This window comes from Megasphaera sp. SC8-1 (assembly GCF_024436295.1).
GTDB lineage: Bacteria > Bacillota > Negativicutes > Veillonellales > Megasphaeraceae > Megasphaera > Megasphaera elsdenii.
On record NZ_JANFQH010000031.1, the window covers coordinates 36,971 to 53,085 of the forward strand.

General features: G+C 54.6%; 17 protein-coding genes. 15 read left to right on the plus strand and 2 right to left on the minus strand.

The annotated features are described in order from the left end of the window. The first annotated feature begins 80 nt into the window (after nt 1-80). Nucleotides 81-1,982, plus strand: a complete 1,902-nt coding sequence (locus NOS26_RS09260; RefSeq protein ID WP_036204100.1) for a glutamine synthetase — start codon at nt 81-83, stop codon at nt 1,980-1,982. An 84-nt stretch (nt 1,983-2,066) separates the two neighbouring features. On the opposite strand, the gene NOS26_RS09265 is transcribed toward NOS26_RS09260, so the two are convergent. Beyond that, on the minus strand, nt 2,067-2,570 hold the full coding sequence (locus NOS26_RS09265) for a hypothetical protein (RefSeq protein WP_027895668.1): 504 nt from the start codon (nt 2,568-2,570) through the stop codon (nt 2,067-2,069). A gap of 27 nt (nt 2,571-2,597) precedes the next feature. Further along, nucleotides 2,598-3,353 (minus strand): exodeoxyribonuclease III, encoded by a 756-nt coding sequence (locus tag NOS26_RS09270; RefSeq protein WP_027895667.1) that lies wholly within the window; start codon nt 3,351-3,353, stop codon nt 2,598-2,600. A gap of 178 nt (nt 3,354-3,531) precedes the next feature. On the opposite strand from NOS26_RS09270, the gene NOS26_RS09275 reads away from it, so the two are divergent. The 14 genes from NOS26_RS09275 to atpD all read left to right on the plus strand — a co-directional run bounded on the left by NOS26_RS09275 (nt 3,532) and on the right by atpD (nt 16,112). After that, the gene (locus tag NOS26_RS09275; RefSeq protein WP_255917612.1) at nt 3,532-5,169 is read left to right on the plus strand and encodes a phosphoglucomutase; all 1,638 of its coding nucleotides are present in this window, start codon (nt 3,532-3,534) and stop codon (nt 5,167-5,169) included. 243 nt (nt 5,170-5,412) lie between these two features. Beyond that, nucleotides 5,413-5,685 (plus strand): ACT domain-containing protein, encoded by a 273-nt coding sequence (locus NOS26_RS09280; RefSeq protein ID WP_255917613.1) that lies wholly within the window; start codon nt 5,413-5,415, stop codon nt 5,683-5,685. An 11-nt stretch (nt 5,686-5,696) separates the two neighbouring features. After that, the gene (locus NOS26_RS09285) at nt 5,697-7,055 is read left to right on the plus strand and encodes a PFL family protein (protein ID WP_014016853.1); all 1,359 of its coding nucleotides are present in this window, start codon (nt 5,697-5,699) and stop codon (nt 7,053-7,055) included. Between the two features lie 27 nt (nt 7,056-7,082). Then, nucleotides 7,083-8,120, plus strand: coding sequence for a glycosyltransferase family 4 protein (locus NOS26_RS09290; protein ID WP_255917614.1), 1,038 nt, complete (start codon nt 7,083-7,085; stop codon nt 8,118-8,120). Between the two features lie 39 nt (nt 8,121-8,159). Next, the gene (gene wecB / locus NOS26_RS09295) at nt 8,160-9,308 is read left to right on the plus strand and encodes a non-hydrolyzing UDP-N-acetylglucosamine 2-epimerase (protein ID WP_027895666.1); all 1,149 of its coding nucleotides are present in this window, start codon (nt 8,160-8,162) and stop codon (nt 9,306-9,308) included. Between the two features lie 179 nt (nt 9,309-9,487). Continuing rightward, nucleotides 9,488-9,763 carry an AtpZ/AtpI family protein gene (locus NOS26_RS09300; RefSeq protein WP_255917615.1) on the plus strand — a complete coding sequence of 92 codons (276 nt, stop codon included), beginning with the start codon at nt 9,488-9,490 and terminating at the stop codon, nt 9,761-9,763. 19 nt (nt 9,764-9,782) lie between these two features. Continuing rightward, the gene (locus NOS26_RS09305; protein WP_014016849.1) at nt 9,783-10,151 is read left to right on the plus strand and encodes a hypothetical protein; all 369 of its coding nucleotides are present in this window, start codon (nt 9,783-9,785) and stop codon (nt 10,149-10,151) included. 19 nt (nt 10,152-10,170) lie between these two features. Further along, nucleotides 10,171-10,842 (plus strand): F0F1 ATP synthase subunit A, encoded by a 672-nt coding sequence (atpB, locus tag NOS26_RS09310; RefSeq protein ID WP_014016848.1) that lies wholly within the window; start codon nt 10,171-10,173, stop codon nt 10,840-10,842. A gap of 42 nt (nt 10,843-10,884) precedes the next feature. Next, a complete protein-coding gene (gene atpE / locus NOS26_RS09315; protein WP_014016847.1) occupies nt 10,885-11,142 on the plus strand; it encodes a F0F1 ATP synthase subunit C in 258 nt (85 codons plus the stop codon). Between the two features lie 38 nt (nt 11,143-11,180). Further along, nucleotides 11,181-11,678: a F0F1 ATP synthase subunit B gene (atpF, locus tag NOS26_RS09320; protein ID WP_014016846.1), complete on the plus strand. Its 498-nt coding sequence runs from the start codon at nt 11,181-11,183 to the stop codon at nt 11,676-11,678. Between the two features lie 4 nt (nt 11,679-11,682). Continuing rightward, nucleotides 11,683-12,249: an ATP synthase F1 subunit delta gene (gene atpH, locus NOS26_RS09325; RefSeq protein ID WP_014016845.1), complete on the plus strand. Its 567-nt coding sequence runs from the start codon at nt 11,683-11,685 to the stop codon at nt 12,247-12,249. After that, nucleotides 12,249-13,784, plus strand: a complete 1,536-nt coding sequence (gene atpA, locus NOS26_RS09330; RefSeq protein ID WP_014016844.1) for a F0F1 ATP synthase subunit alpha — start codon at nt 12,249-12,251, stop codon at nt 13,782-13,784. Before atpH ends, atpA begins: the two co-directional genes overlap by 1 nt. Nucleotides 13,785-13,787: 3 nt before the next feature. Further along, a complete protein-coding gene (atpG, locus tag NOS26_RS09335) occupies nt 13,788-14,651 on the plus strand; it encodes an ATP synthase F1 subunit gamma (RefSeq protein ID WP_014016843.1) in 864 nt (287 codons plus the stop codon). Nucleotides 14,652-14,693: 42 nt separating this feature from the next. Continuing rightward, a complete protein-coding gene (atpD, locus tag NOS26_RS09340) occupies nt 14,694-16,112 on the plus strand; it encodes a F0F1 ATP synthase subunit beta (RefSeq protein ID WP_014016842.1) in 1,419 nt (472 codons plus the stop codon). Nucleotides 16,113-16,115: the final 3 nt, after the last annotated feature.

Consider the following 16,115-nt stretch of genomic DNA (forward strand, 5'->3'; position numbering starts at 1 on the left):
CATGAAACAAGAGTCAAAGAAGACTCCGAACCTTAACCACAGGGGCGGAGTCTTTTTTTTCACCCAAAGGAGGAGTCATGATGACTAAAGATGATTTAGTATATGTAATCCCTGCAGGTCAATATGGTAAAGAAGGTGTGCTGGCCTTACTCGAACAGCACCCGGAAATTAAATTTGTATCTCTCGTAGGCATCGACCTCGCCGGCAACGATACGGACGAAAAGATTCCTATTAGTGTATTCTTCGATGAATACGATAAATTCTTCAATGCAACGGCTTTCCAGACAGACGGTTCTTCCGTCGTCCTGCCGGGCATTGCTACCTTGTCCAATGCCCGTGTTGACATCAAAGCCGACCCGAGCGTCAACTGGTTCATCGACTACAATGACGGCAATATCGATCCAGAAACGGGCAAACCTGTCGGCACGCTCCGTATTCCGAGCTTCCTCCGCCATGCTACGGGCTTTATCGATTCTCGTTCCATCCTTCGCAATACCTGCGATTACGTAGGCGACCAGATTTTGGCTCTTGTTAAAAAATACGGCATTAAAGGCACGTCCATCAATCCGGACGATATCGAAAAGATCGTCTTCACGACGGCTACAGAATTGGAATTCTGGGTCAAGACGCCGAGCCAGGATGTCGCTACTCGTCTCCTTTCGGCATCCCAGAAGATGCAGGAACAGTATTGGCAGCGTACACACGGTGTCGTCCGTACGGCACTTGAACAGACCGTTGAACGCTTGGAAAAATACGGCTTTGCTCCGGAAATGGGCCATAAAGAAGTCGGCGGCGTTAAAGCACAAATCGATGATTCCGGTAAATTGACCTTCGTCCTGGAACAGCTCGAAGTCGACTGGAAATATACGAGCGACCCTGTACAGACAGCAGATAACGAAATCGCTGCCCGTATCATCGTCCGCGAAGTCTTCCGTGAAAACGGCCTCGAAGTTACTTTCCAGGCTAAACCGATCCACGGTGTTGCCGGTTCTGGCGAACATACCCATTTTGGTATCGGTGCCATCATGAAGAACGGCAAATTCGTCAACCTCTTCAACCCGGACGACATGAAGAGCGAATTCCTTTCGGCTCTTGGTTATGGCGCTATCATGGGTATCCTCAAACACTACGAAGTCATCAACCCCTTCGTATCGTCGACGACGGACTCCTTGAACCGTTTGAAACCGGGCTTTGAAGCTCCTGTTTGCATCGTAACGGCTCTCGGCGGGGAAACACCGGACGTTCCGACTCGTAACCGTTCCGTCCTGGCCGGCCTCATTCGCGATATTGCCAGCCCGGCAGCTACGCGTTTCGAACTTCGTGCTCCGAACCCGTTCACCAATACGTTCATTGCCATTGCCATGTGCTATCTCGGCGCCTTGGATGGTATCAAATATGCACTCTCCAGTGGCAAATCGACGGCTGAACTCTTAGCTGAACTCTCTAAGAAACCGGGCGAAGATGCCGATTATCTGGAAAAAGACCGCGCTTATCGTTCCGAAGTCGACGTCTTCGAAAACTTCAACGACGAAGAACGCAATGCCATGTTCGGCAAAGCTCCGCGCACGGTCTGGGAAAACTTCAAAGCCCTCTCGACGTATCCAGAAAAATTGGACGACCTCGCTTGCGATGCTTTCCAGAAACGCATCATGGAATCCTTCAAACTCGGCGCTCTCAGCCGCTGGGCTCTGGAACTCCAGTACCGTATCATTCCGGAAAACCTTTCGAAAGTCATCGCTGCCGAACAGCTCCATGCTGACGGTGACAGCAATGCTCTCGAAGTCGAACGCTGGACCAAGATCAACGCTCTCCGTACGGAATTAGGCCGTGACACGGAAAAGAGCCTGTCCATCTTCTCCAAGATCAAACAGGCTCTGGCTGCTGATGACTACGATACCGCTTCGAACCTCATGGTCGAAATGAGTGATAAAATGGATCAGCTCACTGACATGTATTACGAATATTCTCATAACGCTTTCTAATACATCGTTTGGATGTAAAAAGGAGCTGTCGCAATGCGACAGCTCCTTTTTTCGGTCCCTTTGGACCGCGGCGGCCTGCGCCCTTTAAAAATGGAAGGTCACGCCGGCGCCGACGCCGTGCTCGTTGTCGCCGTCTTCAGGCATATAATTGTGGTAATTGATGTTCAATCCCCAGCCGAAGGCGATGTTGTAATTGAGGCCGGCCTGGGTTTCGGCGAAATGCGAGCCTTTGACATAAGTCGCATAGGGCTGGAGACCCAGGATGTGCGGTGCAGCGATGCCGATGCCGCCGTAGAAGGACGTCGAACTCGACTGTTCGTCGATGTTGTTGCGCCAGCCACCTAGGAGCTGGACTTTCGAGCCGATGACGTTGTATTTGGCATAGATGTCGTTCTGGTTGCCGTACTGGTCGCGGTCGGCCCGTTTGTAGCCAATCGTCGTCCGCGGCAGGACTTTAGCTTCGGCGTACTGTTCTTTCGTGCCGACGCCGAGGCTGACACCGGCTTCGGGCAGGACGGATAAGGCAAAGGCCTGGGGCAGGGCGAAAGCCGTGCAGGCCAGCAGGGCAGTAGTCAATTTCTTTAACATAACAATCTCTCCTTTCGGGTGGATGGATTATTTCAATTCCAGGCCGACCGGGCAGTGGTCGCTGCCGGTGATGTCGGTATAGATGGATGCTTTGGCCAGGCGGCTGTCCAGGTCTTTCGTGGTCAGGAAGTAGTCGATGCGCCACCCGGCATTGTTCTGACGGGCTTTGAAGCGGTAGCTCCACCACGAATACACGCCGGTCACATCGGGGTAGAAGTAGCGCCACGTATCGGTGAAGCCCGCCGCCAATAGGTCGGTCATCTTCTGCCGTTCTTCGTCAGAGAAGCCGGCATTCTTTCGGTTCGTCTTGGGGTTCTTGAGGTCGATTTCTTCATGGGCTACGTTGAGGTCGCCGCAGACGATGACCGGTTTTTCCTGGTGCAGGTCCAGCAGGTATTGGCGGAAATCGTCTTCCCATTTCATGCGGTACGGCAGGCGGGCCAGCTCGCTCTGGGAATTGGGTGTATAGCAGGTCACGAAGTAATAATCGGGAAATTCCAGGGTAATCAGGCGCCCTTCGTGGTCGTGTTCGTCGATGCCCATGCCGTAGCGGACGGACAGGGGGGCCAGGCGGGTGAAGATGGCCGTGCCGCTGTAGCCTTTGCGGTCGGCGTAGTTCCAGTATTGTTCATACCCGGGCAGGTCCAGGTCGATCTGGCCGGCCTGGAGCTTCGTTTCCTGCAGGCAGAAGACGTCGGCGTCGAGGGCCTGGAAGATATCCAGGAAGCCTTTCTTCATGACGGCCCGCAGGCCGTTGACGTTCCAGGAAATAAATTTTGTCATGCAAATCACCTTTCTTCCTTATATATCTAGGATATTGATACATTTTTTGTTATAATGAATGTAAACTATAACAATGATGACGTACAGCCATGGAATAGCGTGGCGTGGAACCGCGCATACTCGTCCTTATTGTATAAAATCGCTGTACGATTGTCAAAACAATGAAGCAGGTGATAGTATGGCAGTACATGAATTGGCAGGTACTAAAGTAAGAAGAGAAGACTACATTGATTTGAACGCCATCGCTGCGGCATATCATTCGACGCATCCCGATGTGACGGATCCTCATCAGCAGGTCCGCTTCGGCACGTCAGGCCATCGCGGCCAGGCCGGCAACGGCAGCTTTACCGAGGACCACGTCGCGGCCATTACCCAGGCCGTCTGCAACTTCCGCAAACAGTTCGGCGCGGAAGGGCCCCTGTTCGTCGGCGAAGACACCCATTATTTATCGAAACTGGCTTATGAAACGGTCTTGTCCGTCCTGGCAGCCAACGGCGTCACGGCTTACGTCGATAGCGAAGGCGATTTCGTACCGACGCCGTCGGTATCGCGGGCCATCCTGCGCTACAACCGCCGTCGCGAAGAACGCCTGGCCGACGGCTTGATCATCACGCCATCCCATAATCCTCCGGAACACGGCGGTATCAAGTATAACCCCATTACCGGCGGGCCGGCCGGCTCGGACATCACCAAGGCCATCGAAACGGAAGCCAACCGTCTCCTGGCAGGCCATAACCAGGACGTCAGGATGATGGCCTATGACCAGGCCAAAGACAGCGCGTTCGTCGTCCCTTACGACTACAAGGGCCTTTACGTGGCAGAACTGGAATCCATCATCGACATGGACGCCATCCGCGATGCCAAGCTGCGCATCCTGGTCAATGCCCTGGGCGGGTCGGGCATGAATTACTGGCACCAGATTTCCGATGTGTATCGTCTCGACCTGGACTTCGTCAACGATACGTATGATCCGCAGTTCACGTTCATGAATTACGACCACGACGGCAAGGTCCGCATGGACTGCTCATCGGCCTATGTCATGTCGGCCGTTACCGGCCAGGCCGCCGATTACAACCTCATCCTGGCCAATGACCCGGACTACGACCGCTTCGGTATCGTTTCCGGCGCAGAAGGCATGATCTCGGCCAATGCCTTCCTGACCGTCGCCGCTCATTACCTTATGACGCATCGAAATTTTGAAGGCCTGGGCATCGCCAAGACCGTCGTCACGACGGATATGCTGGCCCGGGCAGCCAAGCTCCTCGATATCCCCCTCTATGAAGTACCGGTAGGCTTCAAGTATTTCGGTCCCCTCTATACGGAGGGCAAAATCGCCTTTTCCGGCGAAGAAAGTGCCGGCGGTTCCTTCATCGCCAAAGACCGCAGCGTCTGGACGACCGATAAGGACGGCATGATCATGTGCCTCTTGGCTGCGGAAATCCGCGCCGTTACGGGCAAGTCGCCCATCGAATATTATAATGACCTCTGCGAAAAACTGGGCCGGCCTTATACCATGCGCAGCGATGCGCCAGCTACGCTGGAAGAAAAAGATAAGATCAGCGCTCTTACGGAAGACGACGTCACAGAAAAGACGTTGTGCGGCAGTCCCATTACGGCAGTCCTCTCCAAGTCCCCCTACGGTGGTTTCGCCATTGGCGGCGTTAAGATCACGACCGATGACGGCTGGGTCGCCGCCCGCCCGTCCGGCACGGAAGACCTGTACAAATTGTATGCCGAAAGCTTCGTCTCGCCAGACCAGGCCGGCAAGCTCCTGGAAGAAGGCAAGGCCCTCATCAGCAAGGCCCTGAATAAATAGTCTGTTTGGTGTTATATGTTTGACGTTTGATGTAGATGGAGTGAAATTAGAAACCGTCACATCAAACGTCAAGCTTCAAACATCAAACTCGGCATGATGGCAGGACCCTTCGTGCGATAGGCCCCCGTATAGGGCAGTTTGTCGTCAATTCTATCATTTCGTATGCAGACAGTGGAAATCAGTACGCTACCTGTGCTATAATAGGGAAGCATGGAATTTAATAACAAAAAGGAGTGGACAGCTGTGAAAGTTGTAATCACCGTAGTTGGCGTGGACCGTACCGGTATCATCGCCGCCGTCAGCCAGATCATGGCAGAAAATAAAGTCAATATCCTTACGATCAATCAGGTCATTTTGGGTGGCATTTTTAACATGGCCATGATCGTCGACATGGACAATTCCGACATCACCTTAGATACCTTGCAGGATTTGCTCAAACAGAAGGGCGATGCCCTGGGCGTTGAAATCCGGGCGCAGAACCAGGCTATTTTTGACGCAATGCATCGTGTAGGCTAAGGAGATATGATATGCTGACAATCCAAGACGTACTTGAAACGAATCAGATGATTCAGAAGAACAACCTTGACGTCCGCACCATCACCATGGGCATCAGCCTCCTCGACTGCTGCGCCAGCGACGGCAAGACCTTGTGCAACAATATTTACGATAAGATTACGAAATACGGTGAACACTTAGTTGAAACGGGGGAAGCCATCTCCCGTGAATATGGCGTGCCCATCATCAATAAGCGCGTTTCCGTAACGCCTATCAGCCTCGTCGCCGGGGCCAGCGACCTGACGAGTTACGTCGACGTCGCCCGGACCCTCGACAAAGCGGCCAAGGAAATCGGCATCAACTTCATCGGCGGTTTCTCGGCCCTCGTCGAACGGGGCATGAGCAAAGGCGACCGCATCCTCATCGACTCCATCGCCGAAAGCCTGGCTGTGACCGACCTCGTCTGCAGTTCCGTTGCCGTCGGCTCGACGAAAGCCGGCATCAACATGGACGCTGTCGCTGAAATGGGACGCGTCTTCAAGGACCTGGCCGAACGGACGAAAGACCAGGATGCTTTAGGCTGCGCCAAACTCGTCGTCTTCTCCAATGCCGTCGAAGACAATCCCTTCATGGCCGGCGCCTTCCACGGCGTCACCAATGGCGATTCGTGCATCAGCGTCGGCGTCAGCGGCCCGGGCGTCGTCAAAGTCGCCCTGGAACAGGTCAAAGGCCAGCCCTTTGACGTCGTCGCCGAAACCATCAAGAAGACGGCCTTCAAGATCACCCGCGTCGGCCAGCTCGTCGCCATGGAAGCGTCGAAGCGTCTCAACATGCCTTTCGGCATCATCGACCTGTCCCTGGCTCCGACACCGGCTGTCGGCGACAGCGTCGCTTCCATCCTGGAAGAAATGGGCCTGGAAAGCTGTGGTGCCTGCGGTACGACGGCAGCCCTGGCCCTGCTCAACGACGCCGTCAAGAAAGGCGGTCTCATGGCTTCGTCCCGCGTCGGCGGCCTGTCGGGCGCTTTCATTCCGGTCAGTGAAGACAAGGGCATGCTCGAAGCCGTCGGCCGTGGCAGCCTGAGCTTGGAAAAACTGGAAGCCATGACCTGTGTCTGCTCGGTCGGCCTCGACATGATTGCCATCCCTGGCAATACGCCGGCCTCGACCATTTCGGCCATCATCGCCGACGAATCGGCTATCGGCATGATCAATAATAAGACGACAGCCGTCCGCGTCATCCCCGTACCGGGCAAGGACGTAGGCGACAATGTTGAATTCGGCGGCCTCCTCGGCCATTGCCCAATCATCAACGTCAATAAATACAAGTCGGACGAATTCATTGCCCGCGGCGGCCGTATCCCGGCGCCCATGCGCAGTCTGACGAACTGATAGATTAATGGAAAGTAGGCGTGTGTTGTGCTCCAATATGTTGTACCCTTTGTAATCGCATTAGTCGTTTCCTATGCTTTGACGCCGAGCGTCAAGAAATTGGCCATCAAGATCGGCGCCGTGGACCGGCCCAATGCAAGAAAGGTACATACTCATGTCATCCCGCGGCTCGGCGGGCTGGCAATCTATATCGGCTTCATGGCAGCTGTCCTGTTCTGCGTGCCCTTGCAGCATGAACTGGTCGGGATGCTCCTGGGCTGCACGGCCATCGTCGCCGTCGGCATCTGGGACGATATCTGCAATATCCCGGCCAAGGTCAAGCTCGTCGGTCAGATCCTGGCCGCCTGCATACCCATCGCCTTTGGCATCCAGATCGAATGGCTGACCAATCCTTTTGGTGATATCATCGTCTTACCGGAGCTCATTGCGATTCCCGTGACGATTTTCTGGATTATCGGCTTCACCAATACGGTGAACCTCATCGACGGCCTCGACGGCCTGGCAGCCGGCGTCGCTTTCATCGCATCCATTTCGATGTTCCTCTTGGCTTATAACCTGAACCAGTTCCTGCCGGCCCTGGTCATCGTCTCCATGGCAGGGGCAGCCCTGGGCTTTTTGCAGTACAATTTCAACCCGGCCAAGATCTTCATGGGCGATACGGGCAGTATGCTTCTCGGCTATACCCTGTCCGTAGCGGCTGTATTAGGGCTGGTCAAGACGGCGGCTACCGTAGCCCTCGTCGTGCCCATCATCGCCCTGGGCCTGCCGATCCTCGATACGACCTTTGCTATCATCCGCCGCAAGATGAGCGGTGTCCCCATTTTCCAGCCTGACAAGGGCCATCTGCATCATCGCCTGCTGGCCCTGGGCATGACACAAAAGCAAGCTGTATTAATAATGTATTTTGTCAGCATGATTCTCGGCATCGTAGCCCTCTTTGTAGCCAACGTGAACTATAAGACGGGTATCGTGACTGTCCTGGTCGTTCTTGCCGTCATCATCTATTCGGCAAAACGCATTGGCATATTGCGCAAATCAACGACCGATTCTACCCACAAGCAGTAGTGGGTGGAATCGGTTGTCTTATAAGGAGGTTTTTTGATTATGATCAAGGTAATGACTGTATTCGGTACGCGGCCGGAAGCCATCAAGATGGCGCCTGTCGTACTGGAATTACAGAAACATGCCGACAAGATCCAGACCATCGTCGCCGTTACGGCCCAGCATCGCCAGATGCTCGACCAGGTCCTGGATCTCTTCCGGATTACGCCGGACTATGACTTGGATATCATGTCCCAGGGACAGACACTGTACGACATTACGACCAAGTCCCTTATGGGCCTGAAGGATGTCCTGGCCAAGGAAAAACCGGACCTGGTCCTGGTCCACGGCGATACGACGACGACCTTCGCCGGCGCCCTGGCTTCGTATTACCAGCAGGTCCCGGTAGGCCACGTCGAAGCCGGTCTGCGGACAGGGGACATCTATTCGCCGTTCCCGGAAGAAATGAACCGCAAGCTGACCGGTGCCATCGCGGCCATCCACTTTGCGCCGACGTCGACGGCCAAGGCCAACCTGCTCAAGGAAAACGTGAACCCTTCTCATATCTATGTGACGGGGAACACCGTCATCGACGCCTTGATGACGACCGTCGCCGGCGACTATGACTTCGGCGACGACTTGAAATCCGTCGACTTCCAGAACCACCGGGTCATCCTCTTGACGACGCACCGCCGGGAAAACCTGGGCGAACCGATGCGCCACATCTATAAGGCCCTGCGCCGCATCATCGAAGAGATCCCCGATACGGAAATCGTCTTTCCTGTTCACCGCAATCCGCTGGTCCGCAAGGTCGTCGAAGAAGAACTGGCCGGTGTCGACCGCATCCATCTCATCGACCCCATGGAATATGAACCTTTCGCCAACCTCATGAGCCTGAGCAGCCTCGTCCTCACAGACTCTGGCGGTATCCAGGAAGAAGCGCCGTCCCTTGGCAAGCCCGTCCTGGTCCTGCGCAATACGACGGAACGGCCGGAAGCCGTCGAAGCCGGTACGGTACGCCTCATTGGCACGGACAAAGACGTCGTCTATGCCGAAACGAAACGCCTCCTGACCGACCAGGCCGCCTACGATGCCATGAGCAACGCCGTCAATCCCTATGGCGACGGCAAGGCTTCGCAGCGCATCGTCCAGGCCATCCTCCACGATTTTGCCGGAGAAGAAGGCCTTCCCGACGATTTCAGCCGGTCTTGATTATCTGTAGCTATACTGAGAATTGTTTTTAGCTATAACGTTTGATTTTCTTGAAATTTATATTGCTTTTCCCGATTTTCCGTGCTAAAATAAGCCAATAATCGTTGCAGGCAGTATATGCATACTATACCTGACGATTATGGGAAAACTGCCATCGCCCGAGCAGGAGTGTATGTAATATGAGACATCATGATGATTCTCACGATGACAAATTAAATCACATGAAGCTTTGGGATATTGTCGTCATTTCCGGTTCCCTGGGCTTGTCTCTCTTCGTCTGTATCTGTGTCGGCGTCGCCATGGGCCGCTTCATCGATGTCCATGCCGGGACGTCGCCGTGGGGACTGATCATCTTTTCCCTCATCGGTGCCGTGTCCGGGTTCTGGACCTTGTATAAGAAAGCCTTATCCTATCAGCAGGATGAGGACCGCCATGGCCGGCATCAGGGCAAATGAGCATCACGGAGGATAGCCTATGGAAGAGTTCTATGCATATGTAAAGGCAACAATATACAAACTCATTGGTTTTACATGTATCGTCGCAGCCGTCCTTTTTGCCGGCGGCTGGTGGCAGTACATGAGTGGCTGGTGTATCGGCAGCGGCTTGAACATCGTTTATTTCTTCATGCTCAGCAGCCGTTCGGTACGAGCCTTAAAATTGCCGCCCCCGCAGGCGGCGTCATTCATCCGCGGCGGTGCCGTGTTCCGGCTGGTCTTCATCTGCCTGGCCGTCATCGTCATCCTGCAGTTCCCGTCCATCTCCCTGGGGGCTGCCGTGGCCGGTATCTTTTCGTACCGCGTCCTCGTCTTTGCAGATGTATTGACTGCACGTCTCAGACGGTAAAGGAAAGGAGGTATTGCGTATGGAATTACATGCAGGGCATCATATGGTCGTTCAGCTCCTGGGTCTGAATGTCAACCTGGATACGCTCATGATGACCTGGCTGGTCGCAGCTTTGGTCATCATCGTCACTGTCGCTGCGACAAGGGGCCGGTCCCTCGTCCCGTCAGGACTTCAGAACGCCATGGAAATCGTCATCGAAGCATTGCTCGACCAGTTCAAGGAAACCTTAGGGCCGAAATACGGTCAGGTCGTCTCGGTCTTGCTGACGATGTTCCTGTTCATCCTCTTCGCTAACGAATTGGGCATGCTGCCGAATCCGCATGTCCTGGCTTCGCCGACGAATGACTTGAATACGACTGTCGCCCTGGCACTGGTTTCTTCCTTTATGGTCCATTTCATGGCCTTGAAGAACCAGGGGTTCAAAAAGCATTTCAAGCACTTCTTCAAGCCCTTTGCGCCGTTTGTCATCATCAATCTGATGGAAGAAATCACCAAGCCCTTGACCTTGGCCTTCCGTCTCTTTGGCAACATCCTGGCCGGGGAAATCCTCTTGGAAGTCCTGTACTTCCTCGTGCCTGTCGCCGTCCCGATGATCTGGCTCCTGTTCAGCTTCGTCATCGGCCTCATCCAGGCATTCATCTTCACCATTCTGACTACATCGTATCTGGCACCGTCCTTTACGGAAGAATAATGAAAGCTCAGATACTGGTTACAACTTAGGAGGTTATTTACTATGGAAAAAGCTCTCGTATTGGCATTATCTGCATTTGGTGCATGCTTAGGTATTGGTTTGGCAGCCCTCGGCGCTGCTATCGGTGACGGCCACGCTGCTTCGAAGATGCTCGAAGGTACAGCCCGTCAGCCGGAAATGGGCGGCAAGCTCCTCGTAAACATGCTTATCTCCATCGGCCTGATCGAATCCATGCCGATTATCGCAGCTGTCATCGCTATCGTATTGGTCTTCGCCAATCCGTTCGTCAGCCTGCTCTAATCCGAGGATTCTAATCTACAGCCGGGGAGGGAAGTACATTGGTTAGTATTAATGGTACCTTGCTGTTCCAGTTCATCAACTTCTTCGTATTAGTTGCCATTTTGGCAAAGTTCGCCTATAAACCGCTGCTCAAAGTCCTGGAAGACCGCCGCAACAAGATTGCGTCGGACCTCGACAACGCAGCCAAAGCCCGGGAAACGGCTGAAAAGATGAAAGCCGATTATGAAGCCCAGATCCGCGATGCCCGTGCAGAAGCCCAGGCCATTGTCGACAAAGCTGTCAAGCAGGCCGACAAGGAAGCCCAGGCCCAGCTGGAAGCCATCCGCGCCCAGATCGCCCGGGAAAAACAGATCGCCCAGACGGAAATCGCCAACGAACGGGAAGCGGCTATCCGGGAAATGCGTAATGAAGTAGTCACACTGTCTATGGCTGTGGCAGAAAAACTGCTCCAGAAAAACATGGATCCTGACATGAACGCAAAACTGGTAGCCGATTGTATCGACCAGCTCCAGACGCACCGCGTAAAGGGGAACTGATCTTATGATACCCGAAACGATCTACAGCAAATACAGCCAGGCGATGTTCGACATCGCCAGCGAACAGAAGAAGCTTACTGAGTTCGGAACAGAACTGAAAGGCGTGCGGGACACGTTCCAGGAAAATCCCGATTTGTGGAAATTCCTGAATCATCCCCTCGTACCGCCGCAGTCTAAAAAAGACACACTTGCAAAGATTTTCAAAGACAGCCTGTCGCCGATCGTCCTGCAGTTCATGTACGTCATGATCGACCGGCGCCGCGAAGCGGCCCTGTTGCTTGCCATCGACGGGTTCATCGATTTGGCCCGCAAGGCCCAGCACATCGAAGTGGCCAAGATCCGCGTCGTCAAACCGCTGTCCAAGAAAGAAGAAACAAAATTAGTTGCCAGCCTGGAAGCCATGACGGGGCAGCACATCGAACCGCTGTACTACGTCGACCCGTCGCTCATCGGCGGCATGGTCATCCAGATCGGCGACAAATTAATAGACGGCAGCCTCCGGCGGCAGCTGCGCGATATGCAGCATAAACTGCTCCAGGCTGACGTGACGAATGGGGTGACGGACGAATAATGAAAATGAAGCCAGAAGAAATAACGGCTATAATCAAGAAACAAATCGAAGATTATAATGTGGAAATGAACGTCGACGATGTCGGCACCGTTCTGGAAGTCGGGGACGGCATTGCCCACATTTACGGTTTGGACAAAGCCATGTCCGGGGAACTGCTGGAACTGCCGCACGGCGTTTACGGCATGGCCCTGAACCTGGAAGAAGACAACGTCGGCGCCGTATTGCTCGGCGATGACGCCCTCATCAAGGAAGGCGACACGGTCCGCCGTACAGGCCGCGTCATGCGTGTCCCTGTTGGTGAAGCCATGATCGGCCGCGTTGTCAACCCCTTGGGTATGCCTATCGACGGCAAAGGGGAAATCAAGACCAAAGAATCGCGCCTGATTGAAGTCAAGGCCTTCGGCATCGCTGACCGCCAGCCGGTCAAGGTACCGCTCCAGACAGGCCTCAAGGCTATCGACTCCATGGTCCCTATCGGCCGTGGCCAGCGTGAACTCATCATCGGTGACCGTGGTACCGGCAAGACGGCCATCGCCATCGATACGATTCTGAACCAGAAGGATACGGGCGTCATCTGCGTCTACGTCGCTATCGGCCAGAAAGCTTCGACCGTAGCCCGTGTCGTCCGCACGTTGGAAGAAAACGGCGCCATGGCCTATACCATCGTCGTCGCCGCTACGGCTTCCGACGGCGCACCGCTCCAGTACCTGGCTCCGTATTCCGGCGTTTCCATGGCCGAATACTTCATGCTCCAGGGCAAGGACTGCCTCTGCGTCTACGATGACTTGTCCAAACACGCTCAGGCTTACCGTGCCATGAGTCTGCTCCTCCGTCGTCCGCCAGGACGTGAAGCTTATCCGGGCGACGTATTCTACTTACATTCCCGTCTCCTCGAACGAGCTGCTAAATTGTCGGATGAACTCGGCGGCGGTTCGATTACGGCCTTGCCGATCATCGAAACCCTGGCCGGTGACTTGTCGGCTTATATCCCGACCAACGTCATTTCCATCACAGACGGCCAGATCTTCTTGGAAACAGAAGCCTTCAACTCCGGGATCCGCCCGGCTATCAACGTCGGCCTCTCCGTATCCCGTGTCGGCGGGTCTGCCCAGATCAAGGCCATGAAGAAGATTGCCGGTACGCTCCGCCTGAGCCTGGCTCAGTACCGTGAACTGGCTGCTTTCGCTCAGTTCGGTTCCGACTTGGATAAGAGCACGAAAGCCCAGATCGACGCCGGTGAACGGACGATGCAGCTCCTCATTCAGCCGCAGTACCATCCCATGCCTGTCGAAGACCAGGTCATGCAGATTTATTTGGCCGTCAAGAACTACCTCATGCCCGTCCAGGTTGAGGAAGTCTCGCAGTTTGCAGACGGTTTCATTAAATTCATGCACAGCAACTATCCCGAAGTCGGCGAAAGCATCAAGTCGACGAAGGAACTCGGCAAAGATGCAGAAGCAACGCTTCAGAAAGCCATCGCTGAATACACTAAGCAGTACGGCGCTTCTCACGAACTGATCAAAGAGGAGGAATAAGCTATGCCGAGTGCACGCGAAATAAACAGACGTATTAAATCCGTCACCAATACCCAGCAGATCACTAAGGCCATGAAGATGGTTTCTTCCGTGCGACTGCGCCGTGCACAGGATCGGGCACTGGCTACCGCCCCGTATACCGAAAAGATGGAAGGCATGCTGCAGCGTCTGTCTGCGGCTTCGCCTGACGCTGGCAATCCCTTGTTCACGCCGCATGACGAAGTCAAGAAGACTTGCTACATCGTCATCGGTTCCGACAAAGGCCTGGCTGGCGCCTTCAATTCCAATGTCAACAAGGCCATGGTCTCGGTCCTCAAGGACAAGCCCCGCGACGCATCGATGCTTCTCGTCGCCGGCCGCAAGCCCATTGAGTACCTCAAGCACTTGCACCTGGTGCCGGAAAAGAAGTGGTCCGGTTTTTCGGATAAGCCCCAGTTCAGCCACGCCCAGCAGATTGCCCACTTGGCGACGCAGAAATTCCTGGCTGGCGAAGTCGATGAAGTCTACGTCATTTATACGCACTTCAAATCGGCCTTGTCCCAGGACACGAAAATCGTCAAGATGCTGCCCATTTCCCAGCAGGAAGGCCAGCAAGAATCCGGCCCGCGGGAAGAATATCTCTTCGCGCCAGATGCCAAGCTCGTCCTCGATGCCCTGCTGCCGCAGTATCTGGATCTGTTCATTTACAACAGCCTCCTTCAGTCCGCTGCCAGTGAACTCGGTGCCCGCATGACGGCCATGACGTCGGCTACGGACAACGCAGGCGAACTGATCGATAAACTGACTGTTACGTACAATAAAGTCCGTCAGGCTGGTATCACCAACGAATTGACGGAAATTGTCAGCGGCGCCAACGCATTGCAGTAAGGCCCGTCTGTCAACGATTCTGAAAGAGAGGAGAACCTCTTCATGAGTAATAATATTGGGAAAGTCGTCCAGGTCATCGGCCCGGTCGTCGACGTGCGGTTTGCCTCGGAAGCAGACTTGCCCGCCATTTACAACGCCATCCATATCACCGGTGGCGAAGGCGACCAGAAGATCGACCTGGTTGTAGAAGTCATGCAGCACTTGGGCGACGACGTCGTCCGCTGCGTTGCCATGGACTCGACGGACGGCCTCGTCCGCGGCATGGCTGCTGAAAATACGGGCGGTCCTATCAAGGTCCCCGTCGGTAAAGGGGTCCTGGGCCGTATCTTCAACGTCCTCGGCCAGACTGTCGATAAAGTCGACGCCAAAGTCGAAGCCGATGATTACTGGCCAATCCATCGTCCGGTCCCGAAATTCCAGGACCAGGCGACGGAAACGGAAATCTTTGAAACGGGGATCAAAGTCGTCGACCTCATCTGCCCCTATGCCAAAGGCGGCAAGATCGGCCTCTTCGGTGGTGCCGGTGTCGGCAAGACCGTCCTCATCATGGAACTCATCCATAACGTAGCTACCGGCCACGGCGGCTATTCCGTCTTCACCGGCGTCGGTGAACGTACCCGTGAAGGCAATGACCTTTGGAACGAAATGAAGGAATCCGGCGTCATCGACAAGACGGCACTCGTCTATGGCCAGATGAACGAACCGCCTGGAGCCCGTATGCGCGTCGGCCTGACCGGTCTGACCATGGCAGAATACTTCCGCGACAAAGAACACAAGGATGTCTTGCTGTTCATCGATAACATCTTCCGTTTCATCCAGGCTGGCTCCGAAGTTTCGGCTCTGCTCGGCCGTATCCCGTCGGCCGTTGGTTACCAGCCGACCCTGGGCACCGACGTCGGCGCCCTGCAGGAACGCATCACGTCGACCAAAGACGGCTCCATTACGTCCGTCCAGGCCGTCTACGTCCCTGCCGACGACTTGACGGACCCGGCTCCGGCCGCTACCTTCGCTCATTTGGATGCTACGACCGTCCTGGCCCGTGAAATCGCTGAATTGGGCATTTACCCGGCCGTCGATCCTCTCGATTCGACGTCGCGTATCCTCGACCCCCATGTCATCGGCGACGACCATTACAACACGGCCCGTGCCGTCCAGGAAATCCTTCAGAAGTATAAAGACCTGCAGGATATCATCGCCATCCTGGGTATCGACGAACTGTCCGAAGAAGATAAGCTGACCGTTGCCCGTGCCCGTAAGGTACAGCGTTTCCTCAGCCAGCCTTTCGCCGTCGCTGAACAGTTCACCGGTCAGAAAGGCCGTTATGTACCGCTGAAAGAAACTATCGAAGGCTTCAAGGAAATCTTGTCCGGTAAATGCGATGACATGCCGGAACAGGCCTTCTACATGGTCGGCAATATCGAAGAAGCATACGAAAAGGCTAAGACACTGAAAGGGGAATAGTCT